The organism is Enterobacter sp. ENT02 (assembly GCF_019219165.1).
GTDB classification, from domain to species: domain Bacteria; phylum Pseudomonadota; class Gammaproteobacteria; order Enterobacterales; family Enterobacteriaceae; genus Enterobacter; species Enterobacter mori.
Genome location: NZ_JAHUWD010000001.1, coordinates 331,783 through 352,921, shown reverse-complemented (window position 1 = coordinate 352,921; position 21,139 = coordinate 331,783). Strand labels below are relative to the sequence as shown.

At 52.9% G+C, this 21,139-nt stretch carries 20 protein-coding genes; 17 read left to right on the top strand and 3 right to left on the bottom strand.

Annotated features, from left to right (window positions below; genetic code table 11):
• Position 1 precedes the first annotated feature (1 nt).
• From pspB to KW829_RS01465, 14 genes are all read left to right on the top strand, one after another.
• On the top strand, positions 2-226 hold the full coding sequence (gene pspB / locus KW829_RS01530) for an envelope stress response membrane protein PspB (protein ID WP_010431698.1): 225 nt from the start codon (positions 2-4) through the stop codon (positions 224-226).
• Positions 226-585: an envelope stress response membrane protein PspC gene (gene pspC, locus KW829_RS01525; protein ID WP_010431697.1), complete on the top strand. Its 360-nt coding sequence runs from the start codon at positions 226-228 to the stop codon at positions 583-585. The genes pspB and pspC overlap by 1 nt, the downstream gene beginning before the upstream one ends.
• Before the next feature lie 12 nt (positions 586-597).
• The gene (gene pspD, locus KW829_RS01520; RefSeq protein WP_010431696.1) at positions 598-819 is read left to right on the top strand and encodes a phage shock protein PspD; all 222 of its coding nucleotides are present in this window, start codon (positions 598-600) and stop codon (positions 817-819) included.
• 199 nt (positions 820-1,018) lie between these two features.
• On the top strand, positions 1,019-2,716 hold the full coding sequence (locus KW829_RS01515; RefSeq protein ID WP_029485096.1) for a sugar phosphorylase: 1,698 nt from the start codon (positions 1,019-1,021) through the stop codon (positions 2,714-2,716).
• Positions 2,717-2,730: 14 nt separating this feature from the next.
• Positions 2,731-4,023 carry an ABC transporter substrate-binding protein gene (locus KW829_RS01510; RefSeq protein WP_100166160.1) on the top strand — a complete coding sequence of 431 codons (1,293 nt, stop codon included), beginning with the start codon at positions 2,731-2,733 and terminating at the stop codon, positions 4,021-4,023.
• A gap of 21 nt (positions 4,024-4,044) precedes the next feature.
• Positions 4,045-4,926, top strand: a complete 882-nt coding sequence (locus KW829_RS01505; protein ID WP_089600651.1) for a carbohydrate ABC transporter permease — start codon at positions 4,045-4,047, stop codon at positions 4,924-4,926.
• Positions 4,913-5,755, top strand: coding sequence for a carbohydrate ABC transporter permease (locus tag KW829_RS01500; RefSeq protein WP_010431688.1), 843 nt, complete (start codon positions 4,913-4,915; stop codon positions 5,753-5,755). Before KW829_RS01505 ends, KW829_RS01500 begins: the two co-directional genes overlap by 14 nt.
• 28 nt (positions 5,756-5,783) lie before the next feature.
• Entirely contained in the window at positions 5,784-6,836 is a 1,053-nt protein-coding gene (locus KW829_RS01495; protein WP_010431686.1) for a zinc-binding alcohol dehydrogenase, read from the top strand.
• 17 nt (positions 6,837-6,853) lie between these two features.
• Positions 6,854-7,642 carry a sugar phosphate isomerase/epimerase gene (locus tag KW829_RS01490; RefSeq protein WP_010431684.1) on the top strand — a complete coding sequence of 263 codons (789 nt, stop codon included), beginning with the start codon at positions 6,854-6,856 and terminating at the stop codon, positions 7,640-7,642.
• Positions 7,643-7,653: 11 nt separating this feature from the next.
• Positions 7,654-8,712 (top strand): Gfo/Idh/MocA family protein, encoded by a 1,059-nt coding sequence (locus tag KW829_RS01485; protein ID WP_029485095.1) that lies wholly within the window; start codon positions 7,654-7,656, stop codon positions 8,710-8,712.
• Entirely contained in the window at positions 8,706-10,988 is a 2,283-nt protein-coding gene (locus KW829_RS01480) for a glycoside hydrolase family 65 protein (RefSeq protein ID WP_010431681.1), read from the top strand. Before KW829_RS01485 ends, KW829_RS01480 begins: the two co-directional genes overlap by 7 nt.
• Positions 10,978-11,655, top strand: a complete 678-nt coding sequence (gene pgmB, locus KW829_RS01475) for a beta-phosphoglucomutase (RefSeq protein WP_218307469.1) — start codon at positions 10,978-10,980, stop codon at positions 11,653-11,655. The genes KW829_RS01480 and pgmB overlap by 11 nt, the downstream gene beginning before the upstream one ends.
• Before the next feature lie 2 nt (positions 11,656-11,657).
• Positions 11,658-12,740, top strand: a complete 1,083-nt coding sequence (locus tag KW829_RS01470; RefSeq protein WP_218307468.1) for an ABC transporter ATP-binding protein — start codon at positions 11,658-11,660, stop codon at positions 12,738-12,740.
• Between the two features lie 66 nt (positions 12,741-12,806).
• Positions 12,807-13,721, top strand: a complete 915-nt coding sequence (locus tag KW829_RS01465; protein ID WP_218307467.1) for an OmpG family monomeric porin — start codon at positions 12,807-12,809, stop codon at positions 13,719-13,721.
• Between the two features lie 34 nt (positions 13,722-13,755).
• On the opposite strand, the gene KW829_RS01460 is transcribed toward KW829_RS01465, so the two are convergent.
• On the bottom strand, positions 13,756-14,766 hold the full coding sequence (locus KW829_RS01460; protein WP_218307466.1) for a LacI family DNA-binding transcriptional regulator: 1,011 nt from the start codon (positions 14,764-14,766) through the stop codon (positions 13,756-13,758).
• Positions 14,767-14,919: 153 nt separating this feature from the next.
• Here KW829_RS01460 and KW829_RS01455 point away from each other — a divergent pair, with 153 nt between their 5' ends.
• The 3 genes from KW829_RS01455 to tyrR all read left to right on the top strand — a co-directional run bounded on the left by KW829_RS01455 (position 14,920) and on the right by tyrR (position 19,021).
• On the top strand, positions 14,920-16,317 hold the full coding sequence (locus KW829_RS01455) for a YcjX family protein (RefSeq protein WP_218307465.1): 1,398 nt from the start codon (positions 14,920-14,922) through the stop codon (positions 16,315-16,317).
• A complete protein-coding gene (locus KW829_RS01450) occupies positions 16,314-17,366 on the top strand; it encodes a YcjF family protein (RefSeq protein WP_218307464.1) in 1,053 nt (350 codons plus the stop codon). Before KW829_RS01455 ends, KW829_RS01450 begins: the two co-directional genes overlap by 4 nt.
• Before the next feature lie 113 nt (positions 17,367-17,479).
• A complete protein-coding gene (tyrR, locus tag KW829_RS01445; RefSeq protein WP_218307463.1) occupies positions 17,480-19,021 on the top strand; it encodes a transcriptional regulator TyrR in 1,542 nt (513 codons plus the stop codon).
• A 37-nt stretch (positions 19,022-19,058) separates the two neighbouring features.
• Here tyrR and KW829_RS01440 read toward each other — a convergent pair whose 3' ends face one another.
• Together KW829_RS01440 and tpx are read right to left on the bottom strand one after the other, a co-directional pair.
• On the bottom strand, positions 19,059-20,267 hold the full coding sequence (locus tag KW829_RS01440) for an aldose 1-epimerase family protein (protein ID WP_218307462.1): 1,209 nt from the start codon (positions 20,265-20,267) through the stop codon (positions 19,059-19,061).
• A 283-nt stretch (positions 20,268-20,550) separates the two neighbouring features.
• Complete coding sequence (tpx, locus tag KW829_RS01435) at positions 20,551-21,057, bottom strand: thiol peroxidase (RefSeq protein ID WP_089600823.1); 507 nt, start codon at positions 21,055-21,057, stop codon at positions 20,551-20,553.
• Positions 21,058-21,139: the final 82 nt, after the last annotated feature.

Genomic DNA, 21,139 nt, shown 5'->3' with positions numbered 1-21,139 from the left:
CATGAGCGCGCTTTTTCTGGCAATTCCCCTGACCATCTTCGTGCTGTTCGTTCTGCCGATTTGGTTATGGCTGCACTACAGTAACCGTTCTTCGCGTGGAGAGCTTTCTCAGAGTGAGCAACAACGCCTTGTGCAGCTTACCGATCAGGCGAATAAGATGCGCGATCGCATTCAGGCGCTGGAAGCTATCCTGGATGCAGAACATCCGAACTGGAGGGAGCGTTAATGTCTGGACTGAACCTGAACAAAAAATTGTGGCGCATCCCGCAGCAGGGCATGGTACGCGGCGTTTGTGCTGGATTGGCCCATTATCTCGATGTACCGGTGAAACTGGTGCGTGTGGTGACGGTATTGTCGATTTTCTTTGGTCTGGCTTTTATTACTCTGGTGGCCTATATCGTTCTGTCGTTTGTGCTCGATCCCATGCCTGACGGTGAACTGGCGGCGGAAGGCGCCCCGACCAGCAGCGATCTGCTCAACGCCGTTGATGATCAACTGGCTGAAGGGGAAAAGCGGCTGCGGGAAATGGAACGCTATATCACCTCTGATACCTTTACGCTGAGAAGCCGTTTTCATCAGCTTTAAGAGAGAACATTAATGAAACAAAACTGGCAACAGGCCGGTCAGAAGGTAAAACCCGGCCTGAAAATCGCAGGTAAACTGGTCCTGCTGACAGCGTTGCGTTACGGTCCGGCCGGTGTGGCGGGCTGGGCGATAAAATCTGTTGCCCGTAAACCGGTCAGAATGCTGCTTGCCGTGGCGCTGGAACCGATGCTGCAGAAACTGGCAAAACGCGTTTCTCGTCGATACTTTTCCTGACCCTTCCCGATTACGTTAGCCCTTTCTCACCCGAGAGAAGGGCTAGCGGCGTTTCTGCCTTCCTCTCCGTCTTTTTATTCTTTCTTTGCTGTAGCTCACATTACTGCTCTGCGCTGCTTTGTCAGGGCGATTTTATGCTTCCTGGTCCGTTGACAGATATTTTCCATGGGAGTAGATTGCGATCCGTGGGACCGCTACCATGGAAAACAAAGTGAACGCAAAAATTAATAAACTCATTGATCTTATTTACGGGGAAACTTTTACTGATACACACCGCAAGGTGTTATTGGAAAAAATCGGTAATGCCGCTTCTCTTATTACGGAAAAACGTAAATCCGGCTGGGATGAAAAAGATCTCGTCCTCATTACCTATGCCGATCAGTTTTCGGCAACAGGGGAGAAAGCGCTGCCGGTGTTTACCCGTTTTTATAATAAGTGGCTTTCTCATTCCTTTTCTCATGTCCATCTTTTACCTTTTTATCCGTGGTCCTCTGACGATGGTTTCTCTGTTATCGATTATCATGAAGTGGCACCAGAAACCGGAACCTGGAGTGATATTGCTGAATTAAAACAGTCCACCAGCCTGATGTTTGATTACGTGTGCAATCATATGTCGGCAAAAAGCCAATGGTTTGCAAACTATCTTCAGCAAACGCCTGGCTATGAAGATTTCTTTATCTCTGTCGATCCGGAAACAGACTTATCCGCCGTGACGCGCCCGCGAGCGTTACCGCTTCTGACGCCTTTTACGCTCCATGACGGCAGCGTCCGCCACCTGTGGACCACCTTTAGCGAAGACCAGATCGATCTGAACTTTGCTTCGCCGGACGTGTTAATTGCGATGGTGGATGTACTGCTTCATTACCTGATGGAAGGGGCGAATTACATCCGTCTCGATGCCGTGGGTTTTATGTGGAAAATCCCCGGAACACACTGCATCCATCTGGAACAAACCCACCAGCTCATCCAGCTCTTTCGCGCGATTACCGAGGCTGTGGCACCGGGAACGGTCATCATCACCGAAACAAACGTACCGCATAAAGACAACATCTCTTATTTCGGCAACGGCGAAAATGAAGCGCAGATGGTGTATCAGTTCTCTTTACCGCCGCTGGTGTTGCATGCCATCCATCGTCAGGATGTCCGCACCCTGAGCCAGTGGGCCTCATCGCTGGAACTCCCTTCCACGAAAACCACCTGGTTCAATTTTTTAGCTTCGCATGATGGTATCGGTCTGAATCCGTTACGCGGGATTTTACCTGAATCCGACATCCTTTCGCTGGTGGAAAAACTTCAGCAGGAAGGGGCTCTGGTCAACTGGAAAAATAACCCTGATGGCACCCGAAGTCCTTATGAAATTAATGTTACCTATCTGGACGCATTAAGCCCAAAAAATGCACCTGATAACGAACGTATTGCACGCTTTATTCTGGCGCATGCGGTCTTATTGAGTTTTCCTGGCGTACCTGCCATTTATATTCAGAGTGCGCTGGGCTCACGTAATGATTATGAAGGCGTTGAGCGACTAGGATATAATCGCGCAATTAACCGCAAAAAATACATTGTCAGTGAGATTGATTCAGAACTCTCAAACAAAACAGGCATCCGCCATAAAATATTTAAACAGCTAAGCGAATTGATTGCGATTCGCAGAGCGGAGCAGATATTTCATCCAGACAGTCACGCACTTTTCGAAACAACCGGTGAACATATTCTTAAAATTATTCGCGTGACCGAAAAGAGTGAGCGAATAACGGCATTATTTAACTTTAGCCAACATATTCAGACCGTGAATTCTGAAGGGATATCCGGTACGGAGCTGATTGCGAAACAGAATATTAGCGGTACGACTCTGACCCTTAATCCATGGCAGGTGATGTGGATTAAAGAAAACTAAAAAGGACCTCAAAAATGAAGATGACTAAAATTGTGCTGCTGTCAGCACTGGTTTCGTGCGCCCTGATATCAGGATGTAAGGACGACAAGCCATCGAACGTCACCATTGAATTTATGCATTCGTCGGTGGAGCAGGAACGTCAGGCCGTCATTACGAAACTGATTGAGAAATTCGAGAAGGAAAACCCAACCATCACGGTGAAACAGGTACCGGTGGAAGAGGATGCCTACAACACCAAGGTCATCACTCTGGCCCGTACCGGCGCATTGCCGGAAGTGATCGAAGTCAGCCATGACTACGCAAAGGTGATGGACAAAGAGCAGTTGCTGGATCGGGACGCGATCGGTGAAGCGATTAAAGCCGTAGGGGAAGACACCTTCTACGACGGCATTCTTCGCGTGGTTCGTACTGAAGACGGCACGGCGTGGACCGGCGTTCCTGTCAGTGCCTGGCTGTCCGGCGTCTGGTACCACAAAGACATCCTGGCGGCTGCGGGCATTGAAGAGCCGCATAACTGGGAGCAGTTGCTGCAAGCCAGTCAGAAACTCAACGATCCGGGCAAGAAACACTACGGCATTGCGTTGCCAACGGCAGAAAGTGTGATGACGGAACAGGCATTCTCCCAGTTCGCCCTTTCGGGTGGCGCAAACGTCTTTGATGCGAAAGGTGACGTGGAGATTGATACGCCAGAGATGACGAAAGCGCTGGCCTTTTATAAAGCGCTGGCGGCAACCACCATGCCTGGATCAAACGATGTCATGGAGATCAAAGACGCCTTTATGAACGGCTCCGCGCCGATGGCCGTTTACTCCACCTACATCCTTCCGGCGGTCTTCAAAGACGGCAATCCCGCGAACCTGGGCTTTGTGGTCCCTACTGAAAAATCCTCTGCGGTCTACGGCATGATCACATCACTGACGATCACCACAGGTCAAACCGAAGAGGAAACCAAAGCGGCAGAGAAATTTGTCACCTGGATGGAGCAGGCTCAGAACGCAACAGACTGGGTCATGATGTCGCCTGGTGCAGCGTTGCCCGTGAACAAACGGGTTGTGGGCACTGAAACCTGGAAAAACAACGATGTGATTAAAGCGTTTGGGCAACTGCCTTACGAGCTGATCGCCCAGTTCCCGAACGTGCAGGTGTTTGGTGCCGTGGGTGACAAAAACTTCACCCGCATGGGCGATGTCACGGGTTCCGGCATTATCAGTTCTATGGTGCATAACGTCACGGTAGGTCAACAAGATCTCAGTGCAACGTTAAGCAACAGCCAGAAGCGACTGACTGACTTGATTTCACAACGATAGGAGCGCTTTGCGAAGGGAATTATGAAGACGTTGTTTTCGGGTCGTTCAGATATGCCTTTCGCCATGCTGCTGTTGGCCCCCAGCCTGATTTTGCTGGGGGGCCTTGTGGCCTGGCCGATGATTTCCAACATTGAAATCAGTTTCTTACGCTTGCCGCTCAACCCGCGCATCGATGCCGTGTTTGTTGGGCTGGATAACTACATCCGCATTCTGAGCGATGCTGCGTTCTGGCACTCGCTGTGGATGACGTTCTGGTACACCGCGCTGGTCGTTATGGGCAGTACGGGCCTTGGGCTGGCCGTCGCAATCTTCTTTAACCGTGAATTTCGCCTGCGCAAAACGGCCCGTTCACTGGTGATTTTATCCTACGTTACGCCGTCAATTTCGCTGGTGTTTGCCTGGAAGTACATGTTCAACAACGGCTACGGCATTGTGAACTATCTGGGCGTTGACCTGCTGCATCTGTATGACCAGGCACCGCTGTGGTTTGACAACCCCGGCAGCAGTTTTGTGCTGGTGGTGCTGTTTGCCATCTGGCGCTATTTCCCCTATGCGTTCATCTCGTTTCTGGCCATTTTGCAGACCATTGATAAGTCGTTATATGAAGCGGCTGAAATGGATGGCGCGAATGCCTGGCAGCGTTTTCGCATTGTCACGTTGCCCGCGATCATGCCGGTTCTGGCAACGGTGGTTACGCTGCGAACCATCTGGATGTTCTACATGTTTGCGGATGTCTATCTGCTGACAACGAAGGTCGATATTTTGGGCGTCTATCTCTATAAAACGGCCTTTGCCTTCAACGATCTGGGTAAAGCCGCCGCTATCTCCGTGGTCCTGTTCGTGATCATCTTCGCCGTCATTCTGCTGACCAGAAAAAGGGTAAACCTCAATGGCAACAAATAAACGCGTGCTGGGCCGTATCGGTTTTTATCTGGGGCTGGCGATGTTCCTCATCATCACGCTGTTCCCGTTCTTCGTGATGCTGATGACGTCGTTTAAAAGCGCCAAAGAGGCGATCTCGCTGCATCCGACGATTCTGCCGCAGGAGTGGACGTTACAGCATTACGTCGACATCTTTAACCCACTGATTTTCCCGTTTGTGGATTACTTTCGCAACAGCATGGTGGTGTCGCTGACTTCATCAGTGATTGCGGTGTTTCTCGGTACATTAGGTGCCTACGCCTTGTCCAAACTGCGTTTTAAAGGACGCACGACGATCAATGCGAGTTTTTACACCGTCTACATGTTCTCCGGGATTTTATTGGTGGTGCCGCTGTTCAAAATCATCACTGCACTCGGGATCTACGATACCGCACTGGCGCTGATTATCACCATGGTGACCCAGACGCTGCCGACGGCGGTATTCATGCTGCGCAGTTACTTCGACACCATTCCGGATGAGATAGAAGAAGCCGCGATGATGGACGGCCTTAACCGGCTGCAAATCATCTTCCGCATCACCGTGCCGCTGGCGATTTCCGGTCTGGTGTCGGTGTTTGTCTACTGCTTCATGGTGGCGTGGAACGACTATCTGTTTGCCTCCATTTTCCTGTCCAGCGCCAGCAATTTCACCCTGCCGGTAGGGCTGAACACGCTCTTTAGCACGCCAGATTACATCTGGGGTCGCATGATGGCGGCATCGCTGGTGACGGCACTGCCTGTGGTCATCATGTACGCGCTGTCTGAACGTTTTATTAAAAGTGGTTTGACCGCCGGTGGCGTGAAGGGCTGAGGCGGCCAATTTTAACAAGGAGTAAGTCATGAAAAAGTTAGTTGCGACAGCGCCTCGTGTGGCGGCGTTGGTGGAATATGAAGATCGTCCTGTTGCCGTTCACGAAGTGAAGATCCGCGCGCGCTTTGGTGCCCCGAAGCACGGTACAGAAGTGGTGGATTTCCGCGCGGCAAGCCCATTTATCGATGAAGAGTTCAACGCCGAGTGGCAGATGTTCACGCCACGTGAAGAGGGCGCGGCCCGCGGTATTGAGTTCGGCAAATTCCAGCTGGGGAACATGATTGTCGGCGACATTATCGAATGCGGGGCTGACGTGACGGAATACCAGATCGGCGACAGCGTCTGCTGCTACGGTCCATTGCAGGAAACGGTCATCGTTAACGCAGTTAACAACTACAAGCTGCGCAAAATGCCGCAGGGTTCGTCCTGGAAAAATGCCGTTTGCTACGATCCGGCGCAATTCGCCATGAGCGGTGTGCGTGATGCCAATGTCCGTGTAGGTGATTTTGTGGTTGTTGTCGGGCTGGGGGCGATTGGTCAGATCGCGATTCAGCTGGCGAAGAAAGCTGGCGCGTCAGTGGTCATCGGTGTTGATCCTATTGAACATCGCTGTGAGATTGCTCGCCGTCATGGCGCGGACCACTGCCTGAACCCAATCGGTACCGATGTCGGTCTTGAAATTAAAAAACTGACCGATAAGCAGGGGGCGGATGTCATCATCGAAACCAGTGGTTTTGCCGATGCGCTGCAATCTGCTCTGCGCGGTCTCGCTTACGGCGGAACGATCTCCTACGTGGCGTTCGCCAAACCCTTTGCAGCAGGATTCAACCTTGGTCGTGAAGCGCATTTCAATAATGCGAAAATTGTCTTCTCCCGTGCCTGCAGTGAACCCAATCCGGATTTCCCGCGCTGGAGCCGCAAGCGTATTGAAGAAACCTGCTGGGAATTGCTGATGAACGGTTATCTCAATTGCGAGGATCTGATCGACCCGGTTGTCACCTTCATCACTAGCCCCGAGAGCTATATGAAATATGTCGATCGGCACCCTGAACTGAGCATCAAAATGGGCGTCACTTTTTAAGCTAAGGAGAGCAAGCAATGAAGATCGCAACACAAAATCAGGCCTTTTTCCCGACCAACATCATGGAAAAATTCGAGTACATCAAAGCGATGGGTTTTGATGGCTACGAAATTGATGGCCGACTGCTTGTAGATAATCTCGATGAGGTGAAAGCGGCTATTAACGCGACTGGCCTGCCGGTGACGACGGCCTGCGGTGGATACGACGGCTGGATCGGTGACTTTATCGAGGAACGCCGTCTTAACGGTTTACAGCAGATTGAACGTATTCTGGAAGCGCTGGCTGAGGTGGGCGGGAAGGGTATTATCGTCCCTGCAGCCTGGGGGATGTTTACCTTCCGTCTGCCGCCGATGACCTCTCCACGCAGCCTGGACGGTGACCGCAAAGCAGTCAGCGCCTCCCTGCGCTGGCTGGATGAAGTGGCCGCACGCACCGGGACGACGGTATACCTGGAGCCGCTGAACCGCTATCAGGACCATATGATCAACACCCTGGCGGATGCGCGTCGTTACATCGAAGAGAATGCGCTCAAACACGTGCAGATCATCGGTGATTTCTATCATATGAACATCGAAGAAGACTCGCTTGCGGATGCGCTGCACCAGAACCGCGATCTGCTGGGGCATGTGCACATTGCGGATAACCACCGCTACCAGCCGGGCAGCGGCAGCCTCGATTTTGCTAGCCTGTTCGATCGGCTGCGTGCTGACGATTATCAGGGCTACGTGGTCTATGAGTGCCGCGTTCGCGCTGACAATCCTGCGCAGGCTTATCTGGATTCGCTCACCTATTTGCGTGAGTGCTAAGGATGACATGCGTGATGAGTGCTTCAACATCTTCGCCTCTGCGCGTAGCCATCATTGGCGCCGGACAGGTCGCGGACAAAGTTCATGCCTCGTATTACGCCACGCGCAGTGATGTTCAGATGGTGGCTGTCATGGACAGCCGCCCTGAACAGGCACAGGCGTTTGCGGAACGTCATGGGATCCCGTCTTCATGGCAGGATACACGAACCATGCTGGAGACGGTCAGGCCGGATGTGGTGAGCGTTTGTTCGCCTAACCGGTTTCACTTTGAACATGTTATGGCGGCGCTCGACGCCGGATGCCATGTCATGTGCGAAAAGCCGCCCGCCATGACGGCACAGCAGGCCGAACAGATGCGTACCGCTGCCCGTAAGGCGGGAAAAGTGCTGGCGTATGATTTTCACCACCGGTTTGCACGCGATACGCAATTGCTGCGTGAGTCGGTGTTGAATGGCGTCCTGGGCGAGATCTACTTCACGACGGCGCAGGCGCTGCGTCGATGCGGCGTGCCGGGCTGGGGCGTCTTTACGAACAAATCGTTGCAGGGCGGCGGACCGTTGATCGACATCGGCATTCATATGCTGGATGCCGCCATGTATATACTGGGGTTCCCGGCAGTAAAACGGGTCACGGCGCACAGCTTCCAGCGACTGGGAAACAGGAAAAACAGTGGCCAGTTTGGCGAGTGGGATCCGGCTCAGTTTACCGTCGAAGATGCGCTGTTCGGCACAATTGAATTCTGCAACGGCGGCATCCTGCGTCTGGATACCTCGTTTGCCCTGAATATTCGCGAGCAGTCGATCATGAATGTCTCATTCTGCGGTGAAAAGGCCGGGGCAACGCTGTTCCCGGCACACATTTACACTGACGAGGCCGGGGTATTACGGAGCCTCACGCAGCGCGAAGAGGCTGACGACCAACGCCATTTGCGCAGTATGGACGCCTTTGTTCGTCATGTGCAGGGAGAGCCGGTCATGATTGCTGATGCGGAGCAGGGGCTGGTTATCCAGCAGCTTGTTGCCGCGCTTTATGAATCAGCAGAAACAGGGGAAAGCGTGACGTTATGCTGAACGTGTCTGTATTAACCGACCCGGGCTTTTGTCCACACAGCCTGAACAAATTCGCTTCTGTTATGGCCTGCGGCAATGGCTATATGGGCATTCGCGCTGCGCATGAGGAAGACTATACCCAGCAAACCAGAGGAATGTATCTGGCGGGGCTGTATCATCGCGCAGGTCGGAACGAGACCAATGAACTGATCAACCTGCCGGATATTACAGGCATCGAGGTTGAACTGGACGGTGTGAATTTTACCCTCCTGTCAGGGGATATCCTGAGCTGGCAGCGCGAGCTGGATTTTGCCAACGGCGAACTGCGTCGCACGGTTCTCTGGCGCGCGCCCGATGGGAATCGCTATCGTCTGGATAGCCGTCGCTTTGTGTCACTCGATCAACTACCTTTGGCGGCAATGCAACTGTCGATCACGCCGCTGGATGCTGCATCCCAGGTGGTGTTGAAAACAGGTATTGATGCGACCCAAACCAACAGCGGCAGACAGCATCTGGATGAAGTTTCTGTCAGAGTCTTTGACCAGCATTACCTGCAGGGTGTCTATGAAACCCAGGATCGCGCTGCAGAGGTGGTAATCTCTACAAGCTGCCGTCTGTCGTCGGACAGCAGCGATAGCTGCTTTAGCGCGAAAAATCGTCGCGTAATGGCACATCATTCGCTGACGCTTCCTGCCGGTGACACTGTCACACTTGAAAAACTGGTGTGGATCACTCACCGCAAGGACAAAACGCTCTCGCAGGAAACTTATGCGCGCAATGCGCTGGCCGATCTCAAAGTGTGTGCGGCAAAAGGTTACGCATCGCTGCTGGAGAACTCCGCGCGTGCCTGGGAGAACGTCTGGCGTGACGCGCGGGTTGACGTGACATCCACGGACAAACAGGATCAGATGGCGCTTGATTATGCTGTCTGGCATCTGACAACCATGACGCCAGCGCATGACGAGCGAAGCAGTATCGCCGCCAAAGGCTTGACCGGGGAAGGGTACAAAGGTCACATCTTCTGGGATACCGAAATTTTCCTCCTGCCTTTCCATCTGTTCTCCCGTCCACAGATTGCCCGCAACCTGCTGCGCTATCGCTGGCTTAACCTCTCCGGCGCACGCGAAAAGGCGCGTCGTCACGGTTGGCCTGGCGCATTGTTCCCGTGGGAAAGCGCCGCGAGCGGTCAGGAAGAGACGCCGGAATTTGCGGCAATCAACATTCGTACGGGCACACGTCAGAAAGTGGCCTCTGCACTGGCCGAACACCACATTGTGGCGGATATCGCGTGGGCCGTTGTCGCTTACTGGCAGGCGACACGGGATGACGCTTTTATGCGCAATGAAGGTTTGACGTTACTGACGGAGACGGCGACGTTCTGGATGGGACGTGCCGTCGAAGCCAACGGTCGTCTGGAAATCCATGATGTGATCGGGCCGGATGAATACACCGAACACGTTAACAACAACGCTTACACCAACTATCTGGCCTGGCATAACGTCGCCTGTGCCCGCCAGTTTATGTCGATGTTTGGTCGTGACGATGCCGTTTTCCTGGCAAATGCCACCCGTTTTCTGACGCGTTTATGGCTCCCGGAGGCGAATGCCGAAGGTGTCCTTCCTCAGGATGATACCTTCATGACGAAACCGGCTATCGATCTGAGTCGCTATAAAGCAAAAGCGGGTAAACAAACTATTCTGCTTGATTACTCTCGCGCTGAAGTGAATGAGATGCAGATCCTCAAACAGGCCGATGTGGTGATGCTCAACTACCTGCTGCCGGAAAGGTTTACACCGCAACAGTGTGCTGCCAACCTGGCTTTCTACGAGCCACGCACCATCCATGACTCGTCGCTGAGCAAGGCCATTCACGGGGTCGTGACTGCGCGTTGCGGCGACACTGAAGGAGCATATGTTTTATGGCGTGACGGTGTCGCCATCGACCTGGGTGACGATCCGCACAGCAGCGATGACGGTATTCACGCCGCCGCGACCGGTGCCATCTGGTCGGGCGTTATTCAGGGTTTTGCCGGGGTGCAGATTGTGGAAGGGGAACTTCATCTCGCGCCGAAATTGCCTGCCCACTGGCGAAAACTGAGCTTCCCGCTGCGGTGGCGAAACGCGCAAATGCGTTTCTCTTTTGAACATGATGCGTTGACCGTTGAATCCTCTGCACCTGTCGCGTTAACGCTATGGGGTAAAACCCTTAACGTCTCGGGGCTGCAGGTCTTTGCACGGACGGATTTTCTTACGCCAATGAATGGGACCGCTACCACGGAGGGGCGCTATGACGCTTAATGCAGTTGTATTTGATCTGGATGGCGTGATCACCGATACCGCTCATCTGCATTTTCTGGCCTGGCGTAGCGTGGCGCAGGAGATTGGTATCACCATCGACGAGGTGTTCAACGAGCAGCTAAAGGGAATTAGCCGCATGGATTCCCTGCAGCGGATCCTGCGGCAAGGTGGAAAAGAGGGGGCGTTTGACGACAAGCAATGCCTCGCGCTTGCCGGGAAGAAAAACGATCTCTATGTCCAGTCCCTGGCGTCGTTGACGCACGATTCGCTGCTTCCGGGTATCCGCGAAGTGCTGGCGGATATTCGCGCGGCGAAAATCAAAATTGGGCTGGCCTCCGTTTCCCTCAACGCCCCCGGCATATTACAGGCGTTGGGCATTCATAAGGCTTTTGATTTTTGTGCAGATGCTTCTCGTATTACCTGCTCAAAACCTGACCCGGAGATCTTCCTCGCTGCCTGCGCAGGGCTGAATGTCCGTCCTGAAGAGACCATCGGTATCGAAGATGCGGCGGCGGGTGTTGAAGCGATCAATGCGGCAGGGATGTTGTCGGTTGGGATTGGACCTGGCCTGAACCATGCGGGATTACAACTTCATTCAACGCGGGAACTGACCTGGAAATGCCTGACGGATTTCTGGACGTCCCGGACGGCATTGATAAGGAATTAATAATGGCTCAACTGTCTCTGAAACACATTCAGAAAATCTACGATAACCAGGTCCACGTGGTGAAGGATTTCAACCTCGAAATTGAGGACAAGGAGTTCATCGTCTTCGTCGGGCCATCTGGCTGCGGTAAATCGACGACGCTGCGCATGATCGCCGGACTGGAAGAAATCAGCGCTGGTGAACTGGTGATAGACGGCGTTTGCATGAACGATGTCCCCGCCAAGTCTCGCGACATCGCGATGGTTTTCCAGAACTATGCCCTTTATCCACATATGACGGTCTACGACAACATGGCGTTTGGCCTGAAGATGCAGAAAATCCCGCCTGCAGTTATCGAAGAGCGCGTTAACTGGGCGGCTCAAATCCTGGGATTGCGTGAGTATCTCAAGCGTAAACCTGGCGCGTTGTCCGGCGGCCAGCGGCAGCGTGTGGCATTAGGCAGGGCGATAGTGCGCGAAGCCGGTGTCTTCCTGATGGATGAACCGCTTTCTAACCTCGACGCCAAGCTTCGCGTGCAGATGCGAGCTGAAATCAGCAAGCTGCACCAGAAACTCAATACCACGATGATTTACGTGACCCACGATCAGACGGAAGCGATGACGATGGCCACACGCATCGTGATTTTGAAGGACGGCTTTATTCAGCAGGTGGGGGCACCGAAGCAGGTGTATAACGAGCCCGCGAATATGTTTGTCGCCGGGTTCATTGGTTCACCCGCCATGAACTTCATTCGCGGGGCGTTAGACGACCGTTATTTTGTGACGGAAACGCTGCGTCTGGAAATCCCGGAAGAGAAGCTTGCGGCACTGAACGCCGCGGGCTATCAGCGTAAAGCCGTGGTGTTTGGGATCCGACCGGAAGATATTCTGACGCTTCAGCGCCAGGGGGAAGACATTGCCGCGAAAGTAAGTGTAGCCGAGTTGACGGGGGCGGAGTTTATGCTTTATGCCACCGTCGGCGGGCATGAACTGGTTGTTCGGGCGGGTGCGGCCAATGACTACGTTGCCGGAGACACTATCGGCATCCAGTTTGATATGAATAAGTGCCATTTCTTCGACGCGGATACCGAAGCGGCTATTAGATAAGAAAGGTGTTTGCCGGAAATGCAAATTTCCGGTTTTTTTGTTTGTTAATTATAAAGGAATATTTTAATGAGTACTCTACTACGAAGTGCTGCGCTCGTGCTGTGCGCAGGGGTTAGCTGCGCGCAAGCCGAAGAAACAACAAAGCACTGGACGTTTAATATCGGTGCAATGTATGAAATTGAAAACGTCGAAGGTCAGGGCGACGATAAAGATGGTCTGTATGAACCCTCCGTCTGGTTTAACGCCACCTGGGATGCGTGGACAATTTCGATGGCGATGTATCAGGAAGGGCCGGTTGATTACAGCAGCATGACCCGTGGAACCTATTTCGACCGTCCCGAATTAGAATTGCGCTATCGCTTTATTGGAACGGATGATTTCACGCTCGGCCTGACGGGTGGTTTCCGTAATTATGGATATCATTTCAAAGATGAAAAGGGGCCGAAAGACGGCAGTGCTAATATGCAGCGCTATAAAATTCAGCCTGACTGGGATATTAAATTAACCGATGACTGGCGTTTTGGCGGCTGGTTTGCCATGTATCAGTTTGCCAATGACCTGGAAAAAACAGGATATTCTGACAGCCGTGTCGAAACCGAAACGGGCTTTACCTGGACCATCAACGAAACCTTTGCGGCGAAAGTGAATTACTATTTAGAGCGCGGTTTCAATATGGACAGTTCACGTGATAACGGCGAGTTTTCGACGCAGGAAATTCGTGCGTATCTGCCCATTTCATTAGGCCAGACGACGCTTACGCCTTATACCCGCCTTGGGCTTGATCGCTGGTCGAACTGGGACTGGCAGGACGATCCTGAGCGTGAAGGACACGATTTCAACCGACTCGGTCTCCTCTACGCTTACGATTTCAACAATGGTTTATCCATGACGCTGGAATACGCCTATGAGTGGGAAAACCATGATGAAGGTGAAAGCGACCGCTTCCACTATGCGGGCGTTGGCGTGAATTACGCATTTTGATCGACACAATACCAGGGGCTAACCGCCCCTGGTATTACCGTAGGGAGGCTGCAAGTGAAAAATGGGTATCAACGAGTACCTTTTGTGGCGCAGGATGACCGGCGATACGCTTAAACAGCAGGTCGCAACTCTCTTCGCCCAGCTTGCGGGTAGGAATATCAAAGCCTCCAGGTGCAGGCGTGAGAATGAGTGACAGCATCGGATCGCTGTATCCCGCAACCACAACCTGCGCTGGGATCATCAGGTTTAACTCATCCGCCGCGCGATAAAGACCAAGTAACTTCATGCTGTCAGTCGCAAATACTGCGTCAGGTGGCGTGGTCGAGGACAATAATTGAATAGCCGCAGTAAGCGCGCTCTCATGTGTATACCCGCCATCGATTATCCAGTCTGGATTAATAGCAATGTTATTCTTTTCCAGACTGGCTTTATAGCCTGAAAGACGATCGATAGAAACATGATAATCAAGCGGCGCATGCAGGCAGGCAATTTTATGCCGTCCGTTTTTAATAAAATTATCTGTTAGCGTGGCGCTGTCATGAAAATTATCCGTGTCGACGGAGTAAATATTCGTAAAATCGCCTTCCACTTTACCGATGACAACTACCGGTACGCCATACGCATCCAGGGTAGTAAAAAAAGATTCATCGGCCGGTGAACTCAGCATAATGATCCCTTTAATCATTTTCTGCTTTATTTTGTTCACACATTTTAGCAGGTCGTCTTCACTGCTTTTAGAGGTCTGCAAAATAACGTCAAAACCTTCTTCTTCCGCTTTTGCCGTAATGGTATGAAGTACATCAGAGAAGAAAGGGTTACCGGCAGTCGTTTTGGTTGAACGCGTTGAAATTACCATAATGGCGTCGAAGCCAGAAGACGTCAGGGCGCGGGCAAGTTTGTTGGGCTGATAATTTAATTCGTCAATCGCCTTCAACACTTTGTCACGCGCTTCAGGAGAAATATTCGTTTGTTTATTCAGAACGCGCGACACGGTTGATTTTGAAACGCCAGCAACCCGGGCGATATCATAGATAGTGGGTGACATACACCTCTCACTCCAGACAAACAGCAATGCCGTTCATCTTACTGGAGAGAAAACGGCAATAGCAATAAATAAGAATTGATAATCAACGATCTGCCCCCATTTATTGTATTCTGAAGCCATGCATTTCAGGTTTCCACGCAATGAAGGACGGCGATGAAGCGACTTAAAAACGAACTCAACTCTCTGGTGAACCGCGGTGTTGATCGCCATCTGCGTCTGGCAGTGACGGGACTCAGCCGCAGCGGCAAAACGGCGTTCATCACGGCGATGGTGAACCAACTGCTGAATCTGCACGCCGGTGCACGGCTGCCGCTGCTAAGCGCTGTGCGCGAAGAGCGTTTGCTGGGCGTTAAGCGCGTGCCTCAGCGCGACTTCGGCATTCCTCGTTTTACCTATGATGAAGGGCTGGCACAGCTTTATGGCGACCCGCCGACATGGCCGACGCCGACGCGCGGTGTGAGTGAAATTCGCCTTGCGCTCCGTTTTCGCTCCAATGAATCCCTCATGCGCCACTTCAAGGATACGTCGACGCTCTATCTGGAAATTGTGGATTACCCTGGTGAATGGCTGCTTGATTTGCCAATGCTGGCCCAGGATTATCTGACGTGGTCCCGCCAGATGACGGGATTATTGCAGGGGCAACGTGCCGGGTGGTCGGCAAAATGGCGGCAGCTGTGCGAGGGGTTAGATCCCCTGGCCCCTGCGGATGAAAACCGGCTGGCAACGATTGCTGAGGCCTGGACGGCGTATTTGCATCAGTGCAAACAGGAAGGGCTGCATTTCATCCAGCCAGGCCGTTTTGTTTTGCCGGGAGACTTAGCGGGGGCACCCGCACTGCAGTTTTTCCCCTGGCCGGATGTGGATGCATACGGGGAATCAAAGCTGGCGCAAGCGGACAAGCACACCAACGCCGGGATGCTGCGCGAGCGCTACAATTACTACTGCGAAAAAGTGGTTAAAGGTTTCTACAAAAATCATTTTTTACGTTTCGACCGCCAGATCGTGCTGGTGGACTGCCTTCAGCCGCTCAACAGCGGACCGCAGGCGTTTAACGATATGCGCCTTGCGCTGACGCAACTGATGCAAAGTTTTCATTATGGACAGCGCACGCTGTTCCGCCGTCTGTTCTCGCCGGTGATCGATAAACTGCTCTTTGCCGCCACCAAGGCCGACCACGTGACGGTCGATCAGCATGCCAATTTGGTCTCGCTGCTGCAGCAGCTGGTGCAGGATGCCTGGCAGAACGCTGCGTTTGAAGGGATCGGTATGGACTGCCTCGGGCTGGCCTCGGTACAGGCGACACAGAGCGGGTTGATAGACCTTAATGGCGAAAAGATCCCTGCTCTGCGGGGCAACCGTCTCAGCGACGGCGAACCGTTGACCGTCTATCCGGGGGAGGTACCGGCTCGTCTGCCGGGGCAGGCATTTTGGCAAAATCAGGGCTTCCAGTTCGAAGCCTTCCGGCCACAAACCATGAGCGTCGATCGGCCGTTACCGCACATTCGTCTGGATGCGGCTCTGGAATTTTTGATTGGAGATAAATTGCGATGACGGAACCGTTAAAACCGCGCATTGACTTTACCGGGACGCTTGAGAAAGAGCATCAGGAGGCGTTTAAAACGTCGCAAACCTTTAACGGCGCGCAGGCTGATAACTTTGCTCCAGTGCTGACTGAAGAGCCCAGCGTCGAGGACGGTCCGGCTGAAGCGGTGGTTGAAGCGGCCTTACGCCCGAAACGTAGCCTGTGGCGGAAGATGGTCACTGCCGGGCTGGCGTTATTTGGCGTAAGCGTGGTGGGTCAGGGCGTTCAGTGGACGATCAACGCCTGGCAAACCCAGGACTGGGTGGCGCTGGGGGGATGTGCTGCGGGTGCGCTCATTGTAGGGGCGGGGATCGGGTCGGTTGCTACCGAGTGGCGGCGTCTGTGGCGTTTACGACAGCGCGCGCACGAGCGAGATATCGCCCGGGATCTGCTTCACAGCCACGGCACGGGGAAGGGCCGGGACTTTTGTGAGAAACTGGCCGCACAGGCCGGTATAGACAAGTCGCACCCGGCGCTTCAGCGCTGGTATGCCGCCATTCATGAGACTCAGAACGATCGTGAAGTGGTGACGCTTTATTCCCACCTGGTGCAGCCGGTGCTGGATGCGCAGGCGCGACGTGAAATCAGCCGTTCGGCGGCGGAGTCCACGCTGATGATTGCTGTCAGCCCTCTGGCGCTGGTGGATATGGCATTTATCGCCTGGCGTAACCTGCGTTTGATTAACCGTATTGCAAATCTGTACGGCATCGAACTGGGCTATTACAGCCGTCTGCGCCTGTTCAAGCTGGTGCTGCTGAATATCGCGTTTGCCGGTGCCAGCGAGCTGGTTCGTGAAGTGGGGATGGACTGGATGTCACAAGATCTGGCGGCGCGTCTGTCCGCACGTGCTGCTCAGGGGATTGGTGCCGGTTTGCTGACTGCCCGTTTAGGTATCAAAGCGATGGAAGTGTGCCGTCCGCTGCCATGGATCGATGGTGACAAACCTCGTCTGGGCGATTTCCGTCGTGAGCTCATTGGGCAACTGAAAGAAACGCTCAATAAAAAACCGACCCCGTAAAGGCCTTGCTTACTATTCGTGCTGGCTGTCAATATTTGTTGACAGCCACCTTCCAGAATACCGTGATCTGACATATCATTTTAGCGTTAATGGCTAAGAACGGTGAATTTCCCATGCGTCTGGAAGTCTTTTGTGAGGACCGTCTCGGTCTGACCCGCGAGTTACTCGATCTTCTTGTTTTACGTAGCATTGATTTACGTGGCATTGAGATCGATCCTGTCGGGCGAATTTACCTCAATTTTGCCGAAATTGAATTCAACACCTTCAGTAGCCTGATGGGGGAAATCCGCCGTATCGCTGGCGTTACGGATGTCCGTACCATCCCCTGGATGCCGTCAGAGCGTGAGCACCTGGCGCTGAGCGCGCTGCTGGAAGCCATGCCTGAACCTTTCTTGTCCCTCGACTTGAAAAGTAAAGTTGAGCGCGTGAATCTGGCCAGCTGCCAGCTTTTTGCGCAGAGTCAGGAGAAACTCAGCAATCATCACGCTACGCAGCTGATCCCCGGCTTTAACTTCCAGCGCTGGCTGGACAGTAACCCGCAAAGCACCCACAGCGAACATGTTGTCATTAACGGGCAAAATTTCCTGATGGAGATCACGCCTGTCTACCTGAAAGGGGAAAACGACAGTCGTGTCCTCACGGGGGCCGTGATCATGCTGCGTTCCACCGTCCGTATGGGACGTCAACTGCAGAACATTTCCAGCCAGGATGTCGGCGCATTCAGCCAGATTATTGCCGTCAGCCCAAAAATGCGCCATGTAGTCGATCAGGCACGTAAGCTCGCCAGTTTGACTGCACCCTTGCTGATAACAGGAGATACGGGAACCGGGAAAGATTTACTCGCGCATGCCGTACATATGGCCAGCCCGCGGGCGGCAAAACCTTACCTGGCACTGAACTGCGCGTCGATCCCTGAAGATGCCGTTGAAAGTGAACTGTTTGGCCACGCGCCGGAAGGGAAAAAAGGATTCTTCGAACAGGCCAACGGCGGTTCGGTCCTGCTGGACGAAATCGGCGAGATGTCTGCTCGGATGCAGGCTAAGCTGCTGCGCTTCCTGAACGACGGTACCTTCCGTCGCGTGGGTGAGGACCATGAAGTCCACGTCGACGTTCGCGTCATTTGCGCCACCCAGAAAAACCTGGTGGAGCTGGTGCAAAAGGGGGTGTTCAGGGAAGATCTCTATTATCGTCTGAACGTGCTGACACTTAACATCCCGCCGCTGCGCGATTGTCCGCAAGACATCATCCCGCTGACGGAACTGTTTGTGGCCCGCTTTGCAGATGAGCAGGGGGTGCCGCGTCCGAAGCTTTCTGCCGATCTGGGCACGGTGCTGACGCGCTACGGCTGGCCGGGCAATATTCGTCAGTTGAAGAACGCCGTGTATCGCGCGTTGACTCAACTGGAAGGATACGAGCTGCGGCCTCAGGATATCCTGTTGCCGGATTACGATGCCGGGACGGTGTCGGTAGGTGAAGAGGCGATGGAAGGCTCGCTCGACGATATCACCAGTCGTTTTGAGCGCTCTGTGCTGACGCAGCTGTATCGTAGCTATCCAAGCACACGCAAGCTGGCCAAGCGGCTTGGGGTGTCACATACCGCGATTGCGAATAAGCTGCGTGAGTATGGGCTGAACCATAAGAAAGGCGACGAATAAAAGTAAAAGCCTCCGGATGGAGGCTTTTGAATATCACTTATTCCTTCGCGATTGGGGTGGCAACGAGGTCTGGTTTTGTCTCACCCTGAATCGCCGCGATCCTGTTCTCCACCTCTTTCACCTGATCCTGGTTATGAAGCAGGGTATAGGTGAGATCGAACTGCGTACTTGCGCCAGGTTCCAGCTGCTTAACGCGTTTCTGCTCGCGTTCAATCGTGACCGGGTAGGCGTAGCTGGTACCGGGTTCAATACCCGTGACATAGCCTTGCTTCAACGTGTCGGTATTCTTCCACAACGTCAGAACCGGCAACTGGCGAGTATCAAACTGAATTGATGCCCCTTTATCACCCGCTTTGTTGACCACCGCAGCAAGCGTCTGGCGATCTTTGTCAGCCAGCGGCGTGATATTAAAGACCATCTCATCGAACCCTTTTGTCGGACCGGCATAGGTTTGCCAGTCGTTCAGACCCGCTTTGGCGTAATCGTTAAATGGACTCACGCTGGCGGCCGGAGCCAGGAAGCGAGCGCCTTCTTCAAGGATGGGTGTGCCAAAGTTGCTGTGGTAGATGATTTGATAGTCGTGCGGGTAGTCAGCATGGTTGGTCAGAACATCATGCAGGCTGAACTGGTTGCTTCCGGGAACATAACGCAGTTCGGTCATCGTTTGCAGATCGGCTTTTTTGAAGGTGCTCTCTTTAATCAGACCGCGAATGCGGATTTCATGCGGTGCAGCATCAGCGACCTCGACTTCAACCTGAGATACCGGCGTATTCCCCGCCTTACCGTGCAGCGTGTAAATCTGCCCGTCCGTTGTTACCGGGTGGCCTGTCCACTCATAGCCGCAGCGAACCATCATTTCGTTGAAACCTTCCAGCCAGCCGAGTCCATTTCGACTTTCCAGATTGATAAATGCCGGGTTAACGACCTCTTTAACCGGAGAGTCCCAGCCCAGTTTTGACCCAAAGCCCTCAACGCGCAGTAAATTCATACCACGGGTTGGACTCAACGTTATAGTCAGGCCATTTTTACTGCTAATGACAATGATTTTACTGCCTTCCTGCTTACCGCCTTGGAGAACTTTTTGTTCAATGCTGAAGTTCGGCCCTTTAGCGTTCAGCTCATCACTCGAAATTCGCCAGTTTCCTTTTTCCACACCGCTTTCAGCGCTTGTCAGCACCCATGTTTTTGCCGAGACATGACCCGAAATCAGTACTGCAACCACCGTCAACGCCAGTTTAATTTTCATATTTATCCCTTTTTGCTGAAACGATTATTTGAATACGTCAGCAAATCTAATGTTTAGAGGGGAGGGGAAATGTGATGGGGTTCACTGGTGAGAAAATAACGGTTTTTTAACCTGAAAAATGAGATTTATTTCTCCTGTTTGTTTATCTACTAAACAATATTTACATGAAAAGTGTGAGGTAAAAGTATTTATGCCTTAACGATTCAGTTCATCTGGCAATAAAAAACCCCGCCGACGCGAGGTTTCAGGACAATGCTAAGCTTTATAGAATGCTAAGCAATCATTATGCTTTCAGGGCGTCCAGCGCAGCAGTGTAATCCGGCTCGGTGGTGATTTCGTTTACCAGTTCACTGAAAACAACGTTGTCGTTTTCGTCGATGACCAGAACTGCACGTGCCGCCAGGCCTTTCAGGGCGCCTTCAGAAATGCCAACGCCGTATTTCTCCAGGAAATCAGGGCTGCGCAGGGTAGAAAGGGTGATGACGTTGCTCAGACCTTCAGCGCCGCAGAAGCGAGACTGGGCAAACGGCAGGTCAGCGGAAATGCACAGCACGACGGTGTTGTCCATTTCTGTTGCCAGTTGGTTGAATTTACGCACGGATGCGGCACAAACGCCGGTATCGATGCTTGGGAAAATGTTCAGGACTTTGCGCTTGCCAGCAAACTGGCTCAACGTGACGTCAGACAGATCTTTAGCCACCAGCGTAAAAGCCTGCGCCTTGTTACCCACCTGCGGAATGGCACCTGCAACAGTGACCGGGTTGCCCTGGAAATGAACGAGTTGTGACATAGATATCTTCCTGTTTACATATAGTTAACGTCGGGGCTAGTGTATGCCATCCGCGGATAACACGGCAAACCAATTTTTATGC